At 70.3% G+C, this 19,695-nt stretch carries 15 protein-coding genes; 7 read left to right on the top strand and 8 right to left on the bottom strand.

What is annotated here, in order from left to right; all coding sequences use genetic code 11:
- Positions 1–77: 77 nt before the first annotated feature.
- Both O2L01_RS21675 and O2L01_RS21680 read right to left on the bottom strand, forming a co-directional pair.
- A complete protein-coding gene (locus tag O2L01_RS21675) occupies positions 78–659 on the bottom strand; it encodes a hypothetical protein (RefSeq protein ID WP_270124127.1) in 582 nt (193 codons plus the stop codon).
- Positions 660–729: 70 nt separating this feature from the next.
- Positions 730–1,581, bottom strand: a complete 852-nt coding sequence (locus O2L01_RS21680) for a phosphotransferase (protein WP_270124128.1) — start codon at positions 1,579–1,581, stop codon at positions 730–732.
- A gap of 105 nt (positions 1,582–1,686) precedes the next feature.
- On the opposite strand from O2L01_RS21680, the gene O2L01_RS21685 reads away from it, so the two are divergent.
- Entirely contained in the window at positions 1,687–4,980 is a 3,294-nt protein-coding gene (locus O2L01_RS21685; RefSeq protein ID WP_270124129.1) for a DUF4132 domain-containing protein, read from the top strand.
- A 5-nt stretch (positions 4,981–4,985) separates the two neighbouring features.
- Positions 4,986–8,225: a DUF4132 domain-containing protein gene (locus O2L01_RS21690; protein WP_270124130.1), complete on the top strand. Its 3,240-nt coding sequence runs from the start codon at positions 4,986–4,988 to the stop codon at positions 8,223–8,225.
- A 62-nt stretch (positions 8,226–8,287) separates the two neighbouring features.
- Here O2L01_RS21690 and O2L01_RS21695 read toward each other — a convergent pair whose 3' ends face one another.
- From O2L01_RS21695 to O2L01_RS21705, 3 genes are all read right to left on the bottom strand, one after another.
- Complete coding sequence (locus tag O2L01_RS21695) at positions 8,288–9,886, bottom strand: cellulase family glycosylhydrolase (RefSeq protein ID WP_270124131.1); 1,599 nt, start codon at positions 9,884–9,886, stop codon at positions 8,288–8,290.
- A gap of 313 nt (positions 9,887–10,199) precedes the next feature.
- Positions 10,200–10,772 (bottom strand): dihydrofolate reductase family protein, encoded by a 573-nt coding sequence (locus O2L01_RS21700; protein WP_270124132.1) that lies wholly within the window; start codon positions 10,770–10,772, stop codon positions 10,200–10,202.
- A 63-nt stretch (positions 10,773–10,835) separates the two neighbouring features.
- Complete coding sequence (locus O2L01_RS21705) at positions 10,836–12,437, bottom strand: carboxylesterase/lipase family protein (RefSeq protein WP_270124133.1); 1,602 nt, start codon at positions 12,435–12,437, stop codon at positions 10,836–10,838.
- 123 nt (positions 12,438–12,560) lie between these two features.
- Between O2L01_RS21705 and O2L01_RS21710 the strand changes: the two genes are divergently transcribed.
- From O2L01_RS21710 to O2L01_RS21725, 4 genes are all read left to right on the top strand, one after another.
- Positions 12,561–13,790: a sensor histidine kinase gene (locus tag O2L01_RS21710; RefSeq protein ID WP_270124134.1), complete on the top strand. Its 1,230-nt coding sequence runs from the start codon at positions 12,561–12,563 to the stop codon at positions 13,788–13,790.
- Positions 13,783–14,457 carry a response regulator gene (locus O2L01_RS21715; protein WP_270124135.1) on the top strand — a complete coding sequence of 225 codons (675 nt, stop codon included), beginning with the start codon at positions 13,783–13,785 and terminating at the stop codon, positions 14,455–14,457. The genes O2L01_RS21710 and O2L01_RS21715 overlap by 8 nt, the downstream gene beginning before the upstream one ends.
- A gap of 79 nt (positions 14,458–14,536) precedes the next feature.
- Positions 14,537–14,944, top strand: coding sequence for a hypothetical protein (locus tag O2L01_RS21720; protein ID WP_270124136.1), 408 nt, complete (start codon positions 14,537–14,539; stop codon positions 14,942–14,944).
- A gap of 143 nt (positions 14,945–15,087) precedes the next feature.
- Positions 15,088–16,047, top strand: a complete 960-nt coding sequence (locus tag O2L01_RS21725) for a C40 family peptidase (protein WP_270124137.1) — start codon at positions 15,088–15,090, stop codon at positions 16,045–16,047.
- An 8-nt stretch (positions 16,048–16,055) separates the two neighbouring features.
- On the opposite strand, the gene O2L01_RS21730 is transcribed toward O2L01_RS21725, so the two are convergent.
- Together O2L01_RS21730 and O2L01_RS21735 are read right to left on the bottom strand one after the other, a co-directional pair.
- Positions 16,056–16,985, bottom strand: coding sequence for a M56 family metallopeptidase (locus O2L01_RS21730; protein WP_270124138.1), 930 nt, complete (start codon positions 16,983–16,985; stop codon positions 16,056–16,058).
- Entirely contained in the window at positions 16,982–17,344 is a 363-nt protein-coding gene (locus tag O2L01_RS21735) for a BlaI/MecI/CopY family transcriptional regulator (protein WP_270124139.1), read from the bottom strand. Before O2L01_RS21735 ends, O2L01_RS21730 begins: the two co-directional genes overlap by 4 nt.
- Before the next feature lie 309 nt (positions 17,345–17,653).
- Here O2L01_RS21735 and O2L01_RS21740 point away from each other — a divergent pair, with 309 nt between their 5' ends.
- Entirely contained in the window at positions 17,654–18,217 is a 564-nt protein-coding gene (locus O2L01_RS21740; protein ID WP_270124140.1) for a maleylpyruvate isomerase family mycothiol-dependent enzyme, read from the top strand.
- A 3-nt stretch (positions 18,218–18,220) separates the two neighbouring features.
- Here the strand turns inward: O2L01_RS21740 and O2L01_RS21745 are convergent, their stop codons facing one another.
- Positions 18,221–19,594 (bottom strand): hypothetical protein, encoded by a 1,374-nt coding sequence (locus tag O2L01_RS21745; protein WP_270124141.1) that lies wholly within the window; start codon positions 19,592–19,594, stop codon positions 18,221–18,223.
- Positions 19,595–19,695 lie beyond the last annotated feature (101 nt).

Raw genomic sequence — 19,695 nt, forward strand, 5'->3', positions numbered from 1 at the left:
TCGTGGTTGTCGTGGGCCACCGCGCTGTTGGTTTTCCGCGTTTGGGGGTGGCCCCCCGCGGGGGGGGGCGCCACGCTTCAGCAGGAGGCCGCGCTCGCGGCGGCCTCGGAGAGCTCCGGCTCGGTCAGGTACGTTTCGGCCATCATCAGCGGGTACGGCAGGTTCATCGTGTCCACCCCCGCCAGGAAGTACATGTCTTCCAACTGCTCGGTCGGGTAGGCCGGGGCCAGTTCGAGGTACTGGGCGAAGTTCGTTCGGTTCGTCTCCATGTCGGCGCGGTACTGCTCCACCGCCGCTTCGGCCTCCGCGGTGGGTGCGGCCGGGAGCCCGTCGATCGCGGCCAAGGCGTCGTCGAGGCCTTCGCTCACCGCCGCGAGGCCGTCGACGAGCTGCTCGCGGTCGTCCTCAGTGGCCGGGACATTGCGGGCTGCGGCGTAGAAGGGAAGTTCCAGGTCTTCGGGGAGCGCGCCGGGCGCGGCGCAGAACGCGTCCGCCCAGGCGACGAGCTCGGCCGCGGCTTCGGTGGGCTGCTCGTCGGCGGCGCCGGTGCTCTCCGCGGGCTGATCGCCTGCGCCGCCGGGTTCCTCGCCGCCGGAGCACCCGGCCAAGGCGACGGCGACCAGCAATGAGGACAGCGCGAGCGCGGTCGTGCGGAACATTTAGGCCTCCTTAGGACAAGGCCCTCTGTATAACCGCGACAAGGCGGGAGGGGTCCCGGCCGCAGTGAGGTCAGGCGGCTTCGGCGAGGACTTCACCGATCATGCGGTGTCCCTGCGCCTCGAAGTCCTTCTCTCCGACCTGATAAGCCCAGCAGGCCGTGGAGACGGCGGAGCGGACACGTGTGCGGAACCAGGCTTCAGGTTCGCGAGGGTCCGTTCCGTAACCGGACAGAAAAGCCTCCTCCGCACCCGGATGCCAGACGAACTCCTGCACCGCGAGGCGCTCGAAGTCCTCGGCCGCCGGCCGCAGACCTGCGCGTCCCAGGTCGATCACCCGCAGCACCCCATTGTCGACGAGCCAGTTCCGGCTCTGCCAGTCGCCGTGGGTCGGCACGCAGGTGACGGGGGCCGAGGGCCACGATCGCACCATGGCGGTCAACGCCTCGGCGACCTCCGGCGCGATCTGATGAGGGCCGGCGAGCCACCCCAGCGCTTTGACGTTCATCCGCGGCTCGTAGTCAGGGTCCGCGACCGCCGCCTGCACGTGAAAGGCGTGCAGCAGCTCACCCGCTTGGGCGTATGTATCGCTTGCAGCTGCCGCCGCGGTTCCCTGGACCAGGGTTCCGGGAAGATATTCGGTCACGAGGATCTTGGCGGCGACGTCGGCATGGAGCATTCGGGCTGCCCGGCCGAGCCGCACCCATGGACCGGTCCACTCGCGGTGGGCGCGGATCTCCCGCTCGATGTTGCGGTCTGAGGCGTCGCCCGCCTTGATGACGACCAGCCGTCCGCCCGTCCTCGCCCGCAGGACCGTGGTGCCGACCAGGCCCCAGCTCATGTCCGCTTCGACCTCGACGCCGGGCAGCCAAGCGTCGATCAGATTGCGCTGCAGAGGAGTGAGGGCGGCGAAGCGGTGAGGCATTACAGCGAGTCTAGTGCGCAATGGTGACGACGGTGGCTCTGGCGCCGCTATATCCACAATGGTCGGCGTGAGAGGCTGTCGCACCTCCTGTGTACGGTTTCTGGCATGGCGAATCCCCTTCTCCCCGCGATGCCCGCTGACTGGAAACCGCTGCTGCTGCCGCTCCGGGGGCGCCGGTCCGGCGTTCTTCCGGTGCTCGACCCAGAGGCGCCGAAGCTCGTCAAGGGCCTCATGAACTGGCATGAGCCCCGGCTGCGGGAGGCGCTGGCCAAACCGGAGAACCATGAATTCGCCGTGGACGGGAACGCCTATCTGGACGGCGAGGCCGATCCTCGCGGGGCCGCCATCGCCGCGGTGATCCTCGCGGCGAGCCCGATGCGGAAGTCCAGTTCGATGCTGCGTCCTGAACTCGATGCCTGGGTGCTCGAGCACGGCCTGCCGTTCGCCGTCTGCGCCGCCGTTCATCGGTTGACCTTCGCGAACACGCGCTACGCCTTCCGAACCAGCACTGACGACCTGGCGCAGATCGAGATTGTGGGAGAGCGACTCGAATGGCACTACCTCGGCATTCACCGGGAGCTCCCCGACGGGATCGCCGTGATTCGCGGCCTGCTCGCGTCGGCTTCCGACGACGAGTACGGTGACGTGGTCGCCGCCGTCGCGGCTCACCGCCTCACGCCCGCCACACGTCTGGCCGCCGCGTTGCTGCTTCCAGGCGAACGGGATTGGATCGCCGAGTCCTGCGAGGAGTACCGGCGGCTCCAGACCGGTGGCCGCCGACGTCCTGACCCGTTGCTGTGGCTCGCGGCCGACGACGCGGCGCTGCCGGCTCGGGCCGGCCTGACCGCGCTTCCCCAGGACGACTGCCCGACCGAGGTGGTCGCCGCGATCGTGGACAACCTCGGATCGGCGAGCCTCCCGGTGTTCGTCGAGACATTGCGTCGCAAGCCGAAGGCGGATGAGCGCCGGACCCTTCTGCGCGCCATCGCGTCCCTTCCGACTGGAGCGGCGATCGACTACCTGGTCAGCCGTCTGGCCGAGCCGTTCGTGGCGGAGGCCGCGGCGGTGGCGGCCGAGCATTCTCCTGCGGAGTTCTTGAAAGCCGCGGTACGCGCGGAGATCTCGCCGAGGCTCGCCGCGATCGTTCGTCGCATCGATGCCGCGGCCCTCGCCGAATCCGAGCGAGTCGAGGTGCGGCGAATCCTCGATGCCGCCTCGATCTCGGTAGCGGACCCTTCGGAGCTGCCCCCGCTGCTGACCACTCCGCCCTGGACCGTCAAGCGGCGCAAGCCGAAACCGGTCGTCATCGAAGGCCTGACGCCGCCCGACACGCAGCGCCTGGAATGGCGCGATGCCGAACGCGCCGAACAGGAGTCCTACGAGTTCGTCTACGACCCGGACTCCTGGCGGTGGCGGCTCGAGAACCACCGCGAGGACAACTACCTCACTCTTCCCGTCTTCTACGCTGAGGCCCCGATGGACCTGGCGCGCCCCCGGTTCGAGCGCTGGAACGGCGAATGCCGCTACACCTTCGGCGACGAGCTCCGGCAGATCCTCTGGCGGTTCGGCGAGGAGGCGATCGACCGGGTCCTCACCGTGCTGAAGACCCGCACCGAGCGGCACGCCGCGCTCCTGCCGATCTTCAGCGCCGGGGCCGCGAAGCTCGCCGCCGACTGGCTGCTCAGGCTGAAGACCGCGCGGGTCAGCGCGGTGCAGTGGTTCGAGCGGTACGGGCTCGACGTGGTGCCGATGCTCGTTCCCGACGCGCTGGGCACCGACAAGAAGGCCCGCCAAGCGGCGGAGGCGGCGTTGTCCTATCTCGCCGTGCGGCACGGCCTCGATGCCGTGTCCGCAGCCGCCGAAGCGTTCGGCCCGGAGGCCGCGGCGGCGATCCGTGCGGCGGCCGACCGCGATCCCCTTGAACCCCAAGGCAAACTGCCGAGCACCGCCGGGCTGGACGATCCCGAGCTGCTGCCGCACGTCCTGCTGCGGGGCGGCGAGCGGGCGCTGCCGGCCGGTTCGGTGCCGCACCTGGTGACCGTGCTGTCGTTGACGAACCTCGACGTTCCCTATGCGGGAACCGAAGTGGTCGCCGAGGTCTGCGACGCGGGCTCGCTCGCACGGTTCTCGTGGGCGCTGTTCGAGCTTTGGGTTGCGCACGGTGCCGACGCGAAGGGGAACTGGACGCTCACCCAGCTCGCCCGCTTCGCCGACGGCGACACCGTGCGCCGCCTCGCCCCGATGATCCGCGAGTGGCCCGGGGAGGGCCAGCACAAGCGGGCGGTCACCGGGCTCGCGGTGCTCGGCGCGATCGGCACCGAGGAGGCGCTGCGCGCCATCCAGGGCATCGCCGACAAGGTCAAGTTCAAGGGCCTCAAGGAAGAAGCGCGCCGGCAGATCGACCTCATCGCCGCCGACCTGGGACTGACCCGGGACCAGTTGGCGGACCGGCTCGTGCCCGATTTCGGGCTCGGCGAGGAGGGCGCCCTCGTGCTCGACTACGGCCCCCGCGCTTTCACGGTCCGCTTCGACGAGCAGTTGAAGCCCTTCGTCGTCGACGACACCGGGAAGACCCGCAAGAGCCTCCCCAAGCCCGGCGCGAAGGACGATCCCGCGGTCGCGGACGCCGCCTACCAGCGGTTCGCCCAGTTGCGCAAGGACCTCCGCACCGTCGCGGCCGACCAGGTGCGCCGCCTCGAAGCGGCCATGGTCGCGGCCCGCACGTGGACGCCGGCCGAGTTCCGGCAGTGCTTCGCCGAGCACCCCTTCATGGGCCACCTCGCGCGCCGCATGGTCTGGCTGGCCGACGTCGCGGGCGAGCCGATCGCGTTCCGCCTCGCCGAGGACCGCACGTACACCGACGCCGCGGACGACGAGCTGGAACTGCCTGACGATGCGATGATCCGGCTCGCGCATCCGCTGCACCTCGACGAAGCGGCTATGACGGCCTGGTCGACGCTGTTCGCGGACTACGAGATCCTGCAGCCGTTCCCGCAGCTCGGCCGTCCGGTCATGCGGTTCACCGAGGGCGAGCTCGCCACCGGCGAACTGACCCGCTTCGACGGCGTCAAGATCGAGTCCGGTCCGCTGCTCGGGCTCACCGGCAAGGGCTGGCACCGATCCGATCCCGAGGACGCCGGGATCGAGCCCGGGCTATACTTCCCGCTGCCGGGCGGCGGCTCCCTCGTCATGCTGCTCCCCGAAGGCCTCTGGATCGGCGCGATGGATGAGGTGCCCGCGCAGACGTTCGAGTTGCGCTGGTCCCCAGGAGGATTCCACGACTGGACGAGGGACCCCGAACAGGCGAAGTCGATCGTGAACCGACTCGACCCCGTGACGGCCTCCGAGATCCTGCTGACCCTCGACCGCCTCACCGGCGGCCTCGCGACCGGGAACTGAGCCGCATGGCCGAGTACGACGCCGCGCGCGAGGACGAGTTCACGATTCCCGCCGACTGGATCGACCAGGCCCTGGTCACCGCGCGGCCCGGCAACGGGGTCCGCTACCCGTTCGAGCCCGACCCGGAGACCGCCGCTTGGTTCAGCAAGCTGGTCGAGGAGCACCGCGACGCGATGGCGGCCGCCTGGGACCAGCCTTCGGCCGATCCGGCATTCGCCGAGAGCGCCCTGGACTACCTCAACGGTGAGGCGACGCCGCTGGGGCTGTCCCTGGTCTCCTCGCAACTGCGCCATTCCAGGGCGGTGTACGTGGACTACCACCAGCGGGACACCTCCCATTACCGGAAGGAAGTGGAGGCCTGGACGCAGATCCACGGACTGGCATTCGCGGTGGCCGCGTTCGCGGAAGGCCTCACCTATGTGACGGTCTGGCCTCCGGAGGGGGATTTCACGGTCGGGGCTCCTGCCATGTCGAACGGCGCTTGGTGGGCCTGGATGCGGCCGGATGGACCGGTCCCGCTGCTGCGCACCATGATCGCGAACGTCGACGCGGCCGAGTACGGGCGCGTCGTCGCTGCGGTCGGCACCCGGCGCGGCACTCCCGGCCAGCGCCTGGCGGCCGCGTTCCTCCTGCCCGACGAGCACGCCTGGGTCGACGACGCCTGCGACGCATTGCAGTCGGGCGCGGTCGGGGGAACCCGTATGGAGGGCCCTTGGCGTTTCGTGGGAAACGCGGAGCAGGTGAAGCGCTTGGGGGAGAAGCGGATCAGTCTTGCCGATCTGCACGACGGGACCGTTCCCGAGCTGGTCGCGCACCTCGGTGCGGCCGCCCTGCCGATCCTCATTGCGACGTTCAAGTACAAGAGCCTCGCCGCACCGGCCCGTGCCAGACTGTTCGACGGCATCGCCGCGATCCCGACCGATGAGGCGATGGCGTACCTGCTCGACCGGGTCGGCGAGCCGCAGGTGAACGAGGCGCTGGCGCAGGCCGTGTCCCGGTTCCCGCTACGGGCCGCGCGCCTGGCGGCGCCGCGCGTGGGTGCGTACTCGACGGCCGAACGCTGGAAGCTCGCGGGCGTCCTGCGCTCCACTGTCGACTCGGCGCTGCTGGGCCTCCTCGATCCTGTTGCGCGCGAAGCGATCGAAGGTCTGCTGGGCGGTGGCGTGCTCCCCGAGTTGAGCGCCGGCCGACTGCCGGCGGTGCTCACCGCTCCGCCTTGGCGCGAGGTCCGCAGGGCGTTGCCGCCGGTGAAGGGCCTCAAACCGCCGTCCGAGGTGGTCCTGCGGTGGGAGCCGGCGGAGTTCGAGCGGGCCATGGCGATCCGGCCCGCATTCCAGTCGTGGGATGAGGACGCCTACTGGGCCGAGATCGTCGGCGACGTCAGGAACCGGTCCGGGTTGGAGCTCGAATCGGACGTGTTCTCGCAGGTCGCGCGTGGCGGGGCCGCGGTCGCCGACGCTGTGGTCGAGAAGATCGCCCGCAAACCCGCGTACGGCGCGGCGCTCGTCCCTGTCCGCAGTGCGAAGGCGGCGCACCGGGCCGCCGACTGGCTGGTGCGCCTCAAGTCCGGGCGGGTCCACGCGATCGACTGGCTCGACCGGCACGGTGCCGATGCCGCGCCCCTGCTCGTGCCCGCTGCGCTCGGCGGCGACAAGAAGACCCGCCCGGCCGCCGAGGCGGCCCTGCGCTATACGGGACGCGTCGCCGGGGACGAAGCCGTGTTGAGAGCCGTTGCGGCTCATTACGATCCCGACGTCGTCGCCCGAGTCGGCGAACTGCTCGCGACCGATCCCGCGGTGCCGTTGGGCGCCGATCCCAAACCGGGCGACTGGGCCGATGCGCGCCTCCTGCCGCCGGTGGTGCTGAAGGACGGCTCGGCCCGGCTCCCGCACGAGGGCGTGGTGAACCTGATCGCGGCCCTGTCGCTGTGGTCGCCGCGCCTGCCGTACCCGGGCCTCGAACCGGTCCGCGACCTGTGCGACGCCGAGTCCTTGGAGCGGTTCAGCATCGCCCTGTTCGAACTCTGGCTCTCGGCGGGAGCGCCCTCGGACGACACGTGGGCCGTCGACCAGCTCGGCTGCTTCGGGACGGACGCCACGGCGGCGCTCCTCGGCGGCCTGGTCGACGAATGGGCCGGCCACAGCCATGTGGAACGGGCCCGTCTCGGCCTCGTGGTGCTCGCCGAGATCGGCACCGAGACCGCCTTCGAGGCGATCTACCGCTTCGGGAGCCTCGACAAGTTCCCGACCACCACCGAGTTCGCCCGCGGCCTGGCCGACCGGCTCGCGGCCGACCACGGCACCGACGCGGAGACCCTGGCCGACCGGCTCATTCCCGACCTCGGCATCACCGACCCTGAAGTGCTCGCCTTCGACTACGGCCACCGGCGGTTCCACGTCGCGTTCGACGAACGCCTCAACCCGCGGCTGACCGACCCGGCCGGGCGCGAGCGCAAGTCGCTCCCCAGCCCGGGCGTTCGCGACGACAAGGCGACGGCGGAGGCCTCCCGGAAGCGGTACAAGCGGCTCCTCGAAGACCTTGAACGCCTGGTCAATCGCGAGGCGGCCCGCCTCGAGAAAGCCATGATGGACAGCCGCGCCCGCACGGTCTCCGATTTCCGCCGCTTCGCCGCCCACCCGGTGATGTCGACGCTGGCGCGACGGGTCGTGTGGGCCGCGGACGAGGGCCGCAGCGTCAAGGGCTTCCGGATCGCCGAGGACGGCAGTCTGTCCGATGTGGATGAACGGGGTCTCGCGCTGCCCGAGGACGCCCGGGTCCTGGTCGCCCACCCGGCGCTGATTCCGGCGGAAGTCGCCGCCTGGACCCAGATCCTGAACGACTACGCGGTCCTCCAGCCGTTCCCTCAGTTGGCCCGCCCCGCGCCGGCGTTCACCGAAGAAGCACTGGAGACCGGTCGGCTCCGGCGGTTCGAAGGGCGCACTGCCCGGCTCGGCCCGCTCGCCGAGGTCGTCCCGATCACGCGCGAGATGCGCAGTCCCGACGACCACACGTACGTCTACTCGTTCAGGCGGCAGGTTCCCGGCGGGCACCTCCTGGTCGACGTCGACCCGCCGGTGACGGATTACCTCCCGGACCCCAACGGGCGGTGCCGGCTCGTGTCGGTGCACTTCGCGACGACGACGAACCGCCATCCCGACTACGCCCATCCCCTGCCGGGCAAGGCGATCGACCCCGTGACCGCCGCCGAGCTCCTCGGTGCGCTGACCGACGCCTGCCAAGACTGACCTCGGCAGAGAGAAGGGCGGCACCGCGATGCGGTGCCGCCCTTAGATTGTCCGTTCGGGGTTCAGCGGAGGGTCCAGCGCTGGTTCGCGTTGCCGCTGCACGCCCACAGGATCAGCTGGGTGCCGTTGGCGGTCGCGCCGCCGCTGGCGTCCAGGCAGAGGCCGTTGTGGGCGTTGGTGATCGTGCCGTTCGAGTTGACGTTCCAGCGCTGGTTCGCGCCGCCGGTGCAGTCCCACACGCTCGCCTTGGTGCCGTTGGCGGTGCCCCAGCCGGCCGCTTCGAGGCACTTGCCGCCCACCTTCAGCTCACCCGCCGCAGTGCGGGTGAACTGCTGGTTGACGCCGACGTAGCAGTCCCACAGGTGCGCCTGCGTCCCGTTCGGCGCCGGCGAGCCGGAGACGTCCGCGCAGCGGTTCGAGGCAGCGCCTACGATCGCGACCGTCCCGGTCGACTGGCCCGAGCCGAGGCCGCTCATGATGGCGTTGACGATGCCCGACTGGGTCACCTGGTTCGTGCTGCGGTTGAACAGGCCGAACCCGTACTGCCCGTTGTGGCCGTTGTCCCAGTAGATGGTCGCGGCGCCGTACTTCTTGGCGGTCGACACCATCGTGCGGGCGAAGTCCTGGCGGTACTGGTTGTTCGCCGAGTCGAACGCGGTCTTGTCGATCGAGCCGTATTCGCCGACGACGACCGGGTAGCCCTTGGAGACGAACGCGTCGTAGGTCGCCTTCATCTGCGAGTCCATGTAGTCCTCCTGCCCCCAGGTGGACGTCTTCGACGCGTTGGTGGCGTTGGGGCCCCACTGCGTGATGTTGCCGTTCTCCTCGCCGGCGAAGTCCCACGGCGAGTAGTAGTGGACGGAGATCATGATCCGGCGCTCGCCGCTGGGGACGACCGGGTCGCGGTGGGTGTCCGACGGGATCACGAAGCCGTAGTTCCCGGTGGTGTAGTCGATGTTCGTGTTCCAGCCGGGCACGAGCAGCCAGCGCGAGCCGTTGTTCCCGCCGGTCTGGCGCACGGTGTCGACGAAGATCTGGTTGTAGGCGTTGATGTTCGAGTAGCACGGTTGGGTGGGGTTGCCCCACGTGCCGTCGAACTCCTCGTTCATGGACTCGAGGATCAGGCGCTGGTCGTAGTCGCGGAACCTGGTGGCGATCTGCTGCCAGGCCTTCTGGTACTTGGCCCTGATCGTCGTCTGGTCGGCCGCGTCGCAGATCAGCCAGGATCCGGTGACGGACTTGTAGCCGTCGCCGTGCATGTTGATCACGACGTGCATGCCCCGGTCGTAGGCGTAGTCGACGACCTGCTGGATCCGGTTCAGCCAGGTGGCGTTGATCGTGTAGTTCGGGCCGGACCCGATGTAGTTCAAGTACGAGACCGGGATGCGGATCGTGTCGAACCCTGCCGCCTGCACGCTGTCGATCAGCGCCTGCGAGACGGTGGGGTTGCCCCAGACGGTCTCACTCGGGACGCCGTTGGAGCTCGCCTCCAAGCTGTTGCCGAGGTTCCAGCCGGCGCCCATGTCCGCGATGATCTGCGTCGCGTTCCGCTGCGTCATCGTGTCCGCCGACGCCGGGCTCGCCCAGCCCGTGACGGACACGCCGACCGCCAGCGCCACCGCGACGAACGCGGCTCTGAATCTTCCCCTGCTAGCACCCACGGGTGAGTCCTCTTTTCCATCTCGCCTTTGACACGGATCGGCTAGTCGAAGCGGGCTTCCAGGTGGAAAGTTTGTTGGATCGACTAGAGAAACAATCATCTATGATGATATGTAGAAATGTCAATGAAATCTTGCGACGAGCTTGGCGAGGTCGAGGGGCCGGTTGCGCCCAGTTGACCGACTTCGGGGGCGGCCGCAGCGCGACCCGCGATGCAGTGGGCGACCCGTCCGACGACCCTGGTGCGCTGATCGGTCGGGGCGCAGGCGAGGCCGCTGCGCCGGAGTGCTCGCTCCGGCACAGCGGCCTCAGCGCTCAGCCGTGGAGGGTCGGGCGGTAGATGAGTTCCTGGATGCGGCCGTCGAGGGTGTGGGACTCGAGGAGCTCGAGGTCGAAGTCGGCCGGGACCTCCAGGACCGGGTTGAGGCCGGTGCGGCCGGTGATGACCGGGAAGATCGTGACCTGGATGCGGTCGATCAGGCCCGCCGCGAGCAGGGCCCGGTTGAGCGAGAGGCACCCGTGCGAGCGCAGGGGCACCGGCGACTCCTCCTTGAGCCGCGCGATGATCTCGACGGCGTCGCCGGAGACGATCGTGGCATCGGGCCAGCCCAGCGTGTCGTCGAGCGTGGAGGAGATGATCGTGGCCGGGAGCTCGCGGTAGCGCTGCGCCCAGGCGTCGCCGATCTCGTCCGGGGCCTCGGCGAACATGCGGGCCGTGTTGCGGAACGTGGTGGCGCCCAAGACCAGCCGCTGGTCCTCGCTGTACTGCTCGAAGCGGTGCTGGAGCAGTTCGGGGCCCTGCTTGCCCCAGTACCCGGTCCAGTCGCCGCCGGCGGCGCCGTAGCCGTCGAGGCTGGAGAAGACGTCGTACGTGTAAGTCGCGGTCATGCTGTTCCTCCTAGAAAGATTCATACTGCTGTCGAGACCGATCCGGTGCCCGGGATTCATCGGTCAGGGTTGTCCGGACCAGAAGCCGCAGCGGTGGTCGCTCGCCGTGTCGATGGGCCGGTCGCCTTCCGGGCTGAGTTGCAGCGTGACCGGGTCGGCTTCGCTGAACGCCGGCCACGCCTCCGGTGAGGCCGGGCGTCCGGTCGTCGCGAACGCGGTCCAGTACTCGATCATGCGGTCCGAGAGTTCGCGCTGCGCTTGCGTCCATTCGAGTTCGAAGCCGAGATCGAGCAGGTAGGGGACCTCCGAGCCGTGCGGGGAGCCGTGGGGGAAGCCGCCGGGGAAGAACGCTTCGTCGACCGGCGCGTCCGGGTCGGCGAACTCGTAGCTGTACGCCGGGACTCGGGCGCTGAGTTCCTCCGCGACCTGCAGGGTCGGGCAGATCCACGCGCTGTCGGTCCCCACCGCTGCGAAGGCGAGTTCGGCGCCGTATTCGGACTCGGCGATCGGATACTCCTCCATGATCGCCTCGGCGCGCCCGGGGAACGCCTGATCCAGCAGGTCCCGGTAGACGTCGGCTCCTGCGTTCGGGTCGACCTCGAAGATCCGCGCGAAGTATCGATGCTCCTCGCGCGTGTTGCCCTGCAGCACCGGGACCTGGTTGAAGCGGCCGGCGGCGATGGCCTGGACAGGGTCCTCAGGGAGCAGCGGGGTTCCGTAGGTCATGGTCAGGAAGCTCCCGTTGAGCGCGAGGAGGTCGTCCGGCGACTGCTCACGGAGGCAGCCGATCGGGTCGTCGCCCTCGCAGCCCAGCGCGATCGCGGCCCCGGTCCCCGCTTCGGACGCCGTGTCGAAATCGCTCCAGTACGAGAGCGGCCCGCCGCCGGGGAACATCAGATCGGCCGGCCAGTGCTGGCGGCATGATCCACTCTGGATGATCGCGCCGTCGAACAGGCCCGCCGACTCCGGAGAGGCGAGATGACCGCAGATGTCGGCCCCGCCCGAGGAGTTCCCGAACAAGGTGACCCGTTCGGGGTCGCCGCCGAACGCGGCCGCGTTCTCCTCGATCCAGCGCAGGGCGGCCTGCTGGTCCGCCAGGCCGTACGTCCCCGAATCGGCGAGGCCAGGATGGCCGAAATAGCCGAGCGCGCCGAGCCGCGAATTCACCGTCACCACCGCGACCTCGCCCTCGACGGCCAGACGGCGCGGGTCGTAGTCGGCACCCGCGCCGGAACTGAAGGCCCCGCCGTGGAACCACACCATGACCGGCACCGGGCCGTCCGCCGACCGCGGCACCGTCACGTTCAAGTACAGGCAGTCCTCAGAGGACCCCTCCAGCCGCGCCCCTGTCGTCATGTCGGGCTGGACGCACGGAGCCCCGGGCTCGGTCGCATCCCGCACGCCCGACCAGTCCGCGGGCGGTCCCGGCAGCTCCCACCGCAGATCACCGACCGGCGGCGCGGCGTACGGGATGCCGTCGAACCGCCGCACCTCCTCGTCAACCACGCCCCTGACTTCCCCGTTTCCGGTCACCACCACGGCAGGGTCGGCCTCCTCGTCGTCCATCAGCACGGCGGTCGTCACCGCCGCGGCCGCCACCACAGGGATCATCCCGGCCACCAGCAGTCGGCGGCCCGGTCTCTGTTGCTTCGGCAAAGTGCGCATGGTCATCTTTGTAGTGCTCCCGGCGCCGCAGCGGCACCGGTCGGCGGACCACGACCACCCATCCTTCGGCCAGGCCGAATCCGACCGGTGGCTTACGGGCCGCCCGAACCTAGACTCGGACCGGTGAGAAGCGATGACCCGGAACGGATCCTGCGAGCCGGCATGCTCCCGGGCCTCGTCGACGCCGCCATCGACGGCACCGGCCCGAGCGGCCGGGCGCGGCGGACCACCCGCGACTCGCTGGTCGACGCCGTATTCGTACTGCTCGCCGTCGCCATGGGACTCGTCGGGCTCCTCGCCCCCGGCGCCCACGGGACCGTCTACGCGGTCGTCTCGGCGGTCGCACTCGCGTTGAGCTGCACGGCACTCCTGGTGAGGCGAAGGTACGCCGTCACGCTCGCCGCGATTCTCATCGTCGCCTCAGTGTGGCTCCCGGTCGTCTCCGGCGCCAGCCTGATCGCCCTGTTCACCGCCGCCGTCCACCGCCGGGTCTCCCTCGTCCTCCCGCTCGTCGCCCTCGCCGCACTCAGCACCCTCGCCCAGTTGCGGATCGGCCCGGAACTCGCCGAACCGCTCTATTGGCCCGCCGTCGCCGTCACCCTGCTCATCACCCTCCTCGTCGTCGGCTGGGGCGTCGCGACCCGGGCCAGGCGGCAGATCGTGCTCATGATGGCCGAACGGATCCAGCGCCTCCAAGCCGAGCAGGAGGCGCGCCTGCACGCGGCCCGGCAGGCCGTGCGCGAACGCATCGCCCGAGACATGCACGACTCGCTCGCCCACCGCCTGTCCCTGATCACCATGAGCGCCGGCGCCCTCGAGTTCCGAGGCGCGACCCCGCCGGAGGACATGGCGGACATGATCGGCATCGTCCGCACCAATGCGCAACTCGCGCTGGCCGAACTGCGCGAGGTCGTCACCGCATTGCGAGACGGGGAATCAGACGCGGCCGCGCCGGGCGGCACCGCGCGGCTCGCCGAGCGCGTCGCCGGGCTCGTCGACCAGGCCAGGGACTCCGGCCAGCGGGTCGAATACCATTGGCGCGTGCCAGACGACCTCCCCGCCGGACTCGGCGAATCCGTGTTCCGCGTCGTGCAGGAAGGCCTGAGCAACGCCCGCAAGCACGCCCCCGACAGCGCGGTCGCGATGATCGGCGCCCTCGACGGCCCGGAGATCACAGTGGACTTCGTCAACGACCGCGGGCCCGAACGATCCGGATCGGACGGCAACGGCCTGCGCGGCATGACCGAGCGGGTCGAGGCCGCCGGCGGCACCGTCTCGGTCGCCGACGAACGCCACCGCTTCCACCTCTGCGCGCGCTGGCCGCTTCACGGCGAGGAGCGCAGCCGTGTCTGACCCGATCCGGGTGCTGGTCGTCGACGACGACGCGATGGTGCGCTCCACCCTGCGCGTGATGCTCGGCGGGGCCGAGGACATCGCGGTCGCGGACATGCTGTCCGGGCCCGGGGAGATCACCCCCGAGCTGCTCGCCCGCGTCGACGTGGTGCTCATGGACATCGTCATGACGGGCGGGGACGGGCTCGCGGCGACCGGCCGGATCACCGCCGCCGACGATGCCCCGGCCGTGATCGTGATGACCACGTTCGACACCGAGGCGCACCTGCTGGAGGCGCTTCGGCAGGGGGCTTCGGGCTTCCTGCTCAAGGACACCGAGCCGGAGCGGATCGTCGAGGCCGTCCGCCGGGCCGCGACCGGCGAGCCGGCCCTCTCGGCGTCGATCACCCGGCGGCTGATGCACCGCGTGCGCGACCAGACGCGGTCCCAGGCCAGGGCGAAGGATCGGCTTCAGGTCCTCTCGCCGCGCGAGGCCGAGATCGCGCGGGCGATCGCGCGCGGGAAGTCGAACGGTGAGATCGCCGCCGAGCTCTTCATCAGCCTCGGGACGGTGAAGTCGCACATCAGCCAGATGCTCGCCAAGCTGGACCTGACCGGCCGGGTCGGGATCTCGCTGCTGGTTCTGGAGGCCGAGCCCGGCACCGCGCCGGATTCGCCTTCGGTCTGACCGCAGTGCGACTCGCGGCCATGAGTCCTGTCCGCCCGACCGGTGCCGCGGCCGCTCAGAGGCCGTTAGCGTTCGGGCCATGACCGAGCACCGCGACGGCGCGTACATCGCCGCCCTCGACACTGAACTCAGGAACGCCGGAGTCGCCTCAAGGGGGATGGCCCTGCTCAACCAGCGGGTCCTGTTCCGCCACCGCGGGGAGGCCTCGCTGCGGCCCGGCCGCCTCGAGCTGAGCGGCTGGGAGGGCAATGAGGCCATGGTCGTCACCCCCGGCGACCTCACCGACGTGCAGCGCACCTTCACCGAGCTGTACGGCCGTTTCGTGGGCGGCGGCAGCGCCGAGTGGGGCGCGCCGATCATCTTGTCCCGCACCGAGAGCAGGCCCGCGCTGTACCTCCTGTTCGAGCACCGCGCGTTCCTCGAGAAGTCCGCGAACGTCGAATGGCACCTGGCCCTCCTGGAATGGCGGCAGCACCGGACGGCCTGAACGCGGGCGATGGGGGAGAGGCGGCTCCGGACGGTCCGGACCGCCCTCGACGATCAACTATCGAGGATAGTAGTTTGGGAGGCGTGTTCGACCTCCGCCGCTCGTCGCCACGTCACGACCTCCCCCGAAGGAGCACTCTGCTCGTGAACCCGTCATCCAAGCGCCGCAAATGGACCTCCCTCGCCGTGGTCGGCGGTCTCCTCGTCTCCGCGGTCGGCTCGTCCCCCGCCTGGGCGCAGCGCGACACCTCCGACATCAACGACGAGATCGACGAGACCGAGCAGGACCTGACCGCGGCCGTCGAGGCGTACAACGAGCTGGCGCAGGAAGCGCAGGACAACCGGGAGATGGTCGAGCAGACCCAGGAGTCCCTGGACGCGGCCGAGGCCGACCTGGACGTCCTGCGCGAGCAGCTCGCCGACTACATCACCGCGACCTATGTGGAGCAGGGCATCGGCGACGCCGCCCTGCTCCTCGACGCGGGCTCCCCTGAGGCCTTCGTCGAGCGCCTCGACCGGCTCAACTCGGCGAACCTCTACAACTTCGACCTCATGGACGAGCTGAAGACCGCCTCCGAGGAGTACACGGTCCAGCTCGACCTTCTCAACGACCTCCAGTCGGACCTCGACGACCAGGAGGCCGAGCTGGAGCGGCAGCAGGACGAGCTCAACGCGCGCATGGACGACCTCGACGAGGAGTGGCAGGCCGCCGCGGGCGACGCGATCCAGGACTACGACCTGCCGCACATGACCGACGACGAGTACGCGGTCGTCTCGTTCGCGCTCGACCAGGTGGGCAAGCCGTACGTGTGGGGCACCGCCGGGCCGGACACCTACGACTGCTCGGGACTCGTGCTGCGCGCCTACGCCCAGATCGGGATCGACCTGCCGCACAACGCGGCCGCGCAGTACAACTCGACGGCGAACATCAGCCGCGACGAGCTGCAGCCGGGCGACCTGGTGTTCTACAACGACCTCTCGCACATGGGCATGTACATCGGCAACGGCCTGATCGTCCACGCCCCGAACTCGCGCACCGTCGTGAAGGTCGTCGAACTCGACCACGGCAACGTCTACTACGGCGCTACCACCGTCCTCCACTAAGGACTCGGTCAGGCCTGGCAGCAGGCCATGAGCGCCGCGGTCACGACCGGCGCGGCGACCAGTGCGGCCGGCGCTGCGAGCGCGGCCCGGCGTCCGATCGCGGCACCCAGCCCGGGGCGCGCGGGCGCGGCGAGGAGGCGTTCGACCCGCGCCACGGTGTCCCCGCCGCCCGCGGCCAGTGCTTCTCTCGGGGCCTGGGCGGCGGCGAAGTGCAGCAGGCTGTGGGCGAGGCTCATGCGGGAGGCGCGGCGGGCGGCCGCGTCGTCGGCGGCCAGCTCCACCAGGTGCGCGATGCGTTCGGGGAGCGCGGCGAAGAGCGGGAGCCGGCCGAAGGCGCGGTGCCCGGTCTGCGCGAGGGCCATGAGCAGGTGGTGCCGCCCCGCGAGGTGGGCGCGTTCGTGGGCGAGCACGGCCTCCAGTTCGGAGCGGTCGAGCAGGTCGAGCGCGCCCGTCGTGACGGCGATCAGACCGCCGCCGCCCGGGACGCAGTATGCGACCGGTTCGGGGGCGTCCACGATCGCGATGCCCAGCCGCCGGTCGCGCCGCACGAAGCGCAGGCACCGGTGGAATGAGGCGCGTTCAGCCGCGGTGGACCGGGCCACTCCCATTGCGGCGCAGGCGAGGCGGATCACGACGGTGCCGACCAGTCCCGTGGCGGCCGCGGCTATCGCGAGGCCGCCGACGGTGCCGAAGCGTTCGCTCAGCTCCGCGATGCAGGACTCGACCACGCCGTCCGCGTGGCCGTCGAGTGCCCCCAAAGGCAGCACGACCGCCAGTCCGGCGAGCGTGAGCGCCAGGACCGACGAGGCCGCCAGCGCGAACCACACGGCGATCGCCAGGCGCGGTGCGGCGCTGTCGAGTCGCGACCGGTCGACGAGTCGCGGGGCGAAGTACGCCAGCAGCAATGCGAAGGCGAGCAGGACCGGGGCGGCGGTCATGACGGTCCTCCGTTGCGGTCCATGAGTTCCCGCAGCCGGGCCTGCTCCTCGGGGCTGATCCGGCCGATGAACCGCAGGAGGGTCGCGCTGCGGTCGGCGGCGGCGTCGAGCACTTCGGCCATGGTCTCGGCGGCGAAGTCCTCACGCGACTGCGCGGGCAGGTAGGCCCAGGCCCGGCCGTCCCGCTCGCGGGTGACCATGCCCTTGCGGTGCAGGTTGTCCAGGACGGTCATGATCGTGGTGTAGGCCGGTTCGGGGTCGCGGCCGAGCTCGCCGAGCACCCGGCGCACCGTGGCCGGTTCTGTGGCGGACCACAGGACCTCCATGACCGCCGCTTCCAGATCACCGAGCCGTCGCATCGACACTTCCCTCCAGGGCCGGTCCGGGTTCGGACCCCTGCCCGCTCCTACTCAGGATAGGAGGTGGGGACGTCGTCGTTCCTGTGGCGGCCGACCGGCATCCGGCCGGGGGAGGGCTCCCCCCTGGAACCGGACCGCCGAGCCCATCGGCGGTCGCATTCCCCCATGCAGATGCCGGACGACCACCGACATCGTACTACTACGAACAATAGTAGTAATGGCGGCCGTCCGGCCGGACCGGTTCCGCTGCCGCCGACTACGTTCGGTGGTACAGAGAAGACTCGGGCCGTGAAGACAGAGAGGCGAGGCATGAGCGCTGCGAAGGCACTGCCGCTGGACGCGCGGGAGCGGGCGGACCTGTGCGATCTGCTGGCCGAGCTGGGGCCCGACGCGCCGACGCTGTGCGAGGGCTGGACCACGCTCGACCTCGCCGCGCACCTTGTGCTCCGCGAGCACTTCTCCCGGTGGACGGAGGCGAAGATGACCGTGGCGAAGGCCGAGGGCCTGCCCGCCCTGATCGCCCGGCTCCGGACGGGAGCCCCACTGGTGCCCTGGCGGATCCCCGGCCTCCGCGCGTTGCTGAACGGGACCGAATACCTGATCCACCACGAAGATGTGCGCCGCCCCAACGGCCTGGGGCCACGCACCGGCCGTCCCGATCTCGACGCGATGGCCTGGAAGGCGATCCGCCTCGCCGGCTGGCGCGCCGCCCGCGAGCTCCGCCCGGGGGGACTGGAATTGCGCACCCCCGAGGGCGACACCCGCCGTTTCGGCCCGGCGGGAGGCATCGTGCTCACCGGCCGCCCTGTCGAGCTGCTCCTCTACCTCAGCGGCCGCAGGGAGGCCGCCGAGGTCGAGCGCACGGCCGCCTGAGCCTCAGATCTGCGTCTGGTGCAGGGTCTCCTGGACGGGCTGGTAGATCTTGTCGAAGTGCCCGCTCTCGACGACGGCCCGGTTCCGTTCGATCTGCTTGAGGTTGTCCTCGAGGAACGTCCTGGACCGCTTGCCGTTCTCGACGATCGAAGCGAGTTCGAGTTCCTGCTCGGGGCTCAGCAGCGTCCTCGATCCCCGGTCGTTGCGCGTCCCGGCGAGGGCGGCGAAGTTCTGGTGCACCTCGATCGCCTCGGGCAGCAGCGCCTCGATCGCGAGCCGGCACTCCTGCAGCGCCACCAGCATCTCAGTCGCGGTGCGCCGGGCGGCCGCGCGCGTCTCCACCGCCTGGGCGGCGCCCTCCAGTCCGAGGGCGCGCATGTCGATCGCGAGATCGCGTTCGGCGCGTTCGAGTTCCTTGATCGTCGTGCCGATCTCGCGCATCTTGCGGTCCAGGGCGGCGGCGACCTTGGCGAGCGCGTTCTCGGCCTTCTCGACCTCCTCGGCCGCCTCCATCGTCTTGATGTTCAGGAGGCGCTGCTTCGATTGCTCGAGGCGGGCCTCCAGGTCCTTCATCCGGGGTTCGTTCGAGAGGTTCCACTCGGCCAGCCGCGTCGAGCCCTCCTTGACGATGGAGATGCCGAGATCGGCCCAGCCCTGGCCGGTCTCGAGCGCCTTGAGCGTCTTCAGCGTCAGCTCGACGCCGGTGCCGAGGTTCTTGACGTAGGTGTCGATCCGCTTTTTCTCGGCGTTGACGGCGTCCTGGTCCTTGCTCTGCGCCGCTTCCGCAGTGACCTTCTCGGCGGCGATGAGCTTGGCCTCGAGGCCGTCGAAGGCCTCGTACACGGCCTGCGTCTCCACGTCGGGCGTGGGGGCGACCTCGAACGCCTCGTAGGCCTTGAGATACGTCTCGGTGGACTTCTCGATCGCCTGCGTCCCAGGCTTGTCGCTCTCGCTCCTGATCTTCGAGGCGGCCGCTTTCACGACCTCGGCGTCGATGCCGGCGGTGATGTCGAAGCCGTTGAGCGCCTGAGTGAGCTCGCCGCAGCGCCCGAGCCTCGGCGCCACCTCCGTGTTGATCCGCCCGACGAGGGCGTTGTGCCTGTCCGCCATGAGGTCCATGGAGAACACGTCGATGTGCGAAGGCAGCCTGCGCTGCACGGTGATCGGCGAGCCCGCCTCGCGCTGGACGGTTGGCCGCTGGTGCTGGAGCAGGTGGCCGACCGCGCGGTTGCCCATGCGGCGCTGCAGGTGCAGCAGTTGCTCCGAAGGACCGCGGACGCCTGCCGTATGGTCCTCGCCGGGCCCGGCGGAGCGCGCGTTGCCCCGGCTGGCCGCTGCGCGCTCATCATCACGGTCGACGGGCCCACGCTTCACCATGCGTCCAGGCTATTGGGCCGGGCCCGGATCGCCACGGGAGCCGGTACCGGCATTCGGGCAGACGAACCTGCCTTATGGTGCAGAACCGGGGGGGGGGGGGG

Source organism: Glycomyces lechevalierae, assembly GCF_027622945.1.
Taxonomy (GTDB): Bacteria; Actinomycetota; Actinomycetes; order Mycobacteriales; family Micromonosporaceae; genus Glycomyces; species Glycomyces rutgersensis.

Excerpts from the sequence above, each read along its gene's own strand:
- O2L01_RS21675 (WP_270124127.1), bottom strand. The coding sequence starts at position 659 with ATGTTCCGCACGACCGCGCTCGCGCTGTCCTCATTGCTGGTCGCCGTC.
- O2L01_RS21680 (WP_270124128.1), bottom strand. The coding sequence starts at position 1,581 with ATGCCTCACCGCTTCGCCGCCCTCACTCCTCTGCAGCGCAATCTGATC.
- O2L01_RS21685 (WP_270124129.1), top strand. The coding sequence starts at position 1,687 with ATGGCGAATCCCCTTCTCCCCGCGATGCCCGCTGACTGGAAACCGCTG.
- O2L01_RS21690 (WP_270124130.1), top strand. The coding sequence starts at position 4,986 with ATGGCCGAGTACGACGCCGCGCGCGAGGACGAGTTCACGATTCCCGCC.
- O2L01_RS21700 (WP_270124132.1), bottom strand. The coding sequence starts at position 10,772 with ATGACCGCGACTTACACGTACGACGTCTTCTCCAGCCTCGACGGCTAC.
- O2L01_RS21705 (WP_270124133.1), bottom strand. The coding sequence starts at position 12,437 with ATGCGCACTTTGCCGAAGCAACAGAGACCGGGCCGCCGACTGCTGGTG.
- O2L01_RS21720 (WP_270124136.1), top strand. The coding sequence starts at position 14,537 with ATGACCGAGCACCGCGACGGCGCGTACATCGCCGCCCTCGACACTGAA.
- O2L01_RS21730 (WP_270124138.1), bottom strand. The coding sequence starts at position 16,985 with ATGACCGCCGCCCCGGTCCTGCTCGCCTTCGCATTGCTGCTGGCGTAC.
- O2L01_RS21735 (WP_270124139.1), bottom strand. The coding sequence starts at position 17,344 with ATGCGACGGCTCGGTGATCTGGAAGCGGCGGTCATGGAGGTCCTGTGG.
- O2L01_RS21740 (WP_270124140.1), top strand. The coding sequence starts at position 17,654 with ATGAGCGCTGCGAAGGCACTGCCGCTGGACGCGCGGGAGCGGGCGGAC.
- O2L01_RS21745 (WP_270124141.1), bottom strand. The coding sequence starts at position 19,594 with ATGGTGAAGCGTGGGCCCGTCGACCGTGATGATGAGCGCGCAGCGGCC.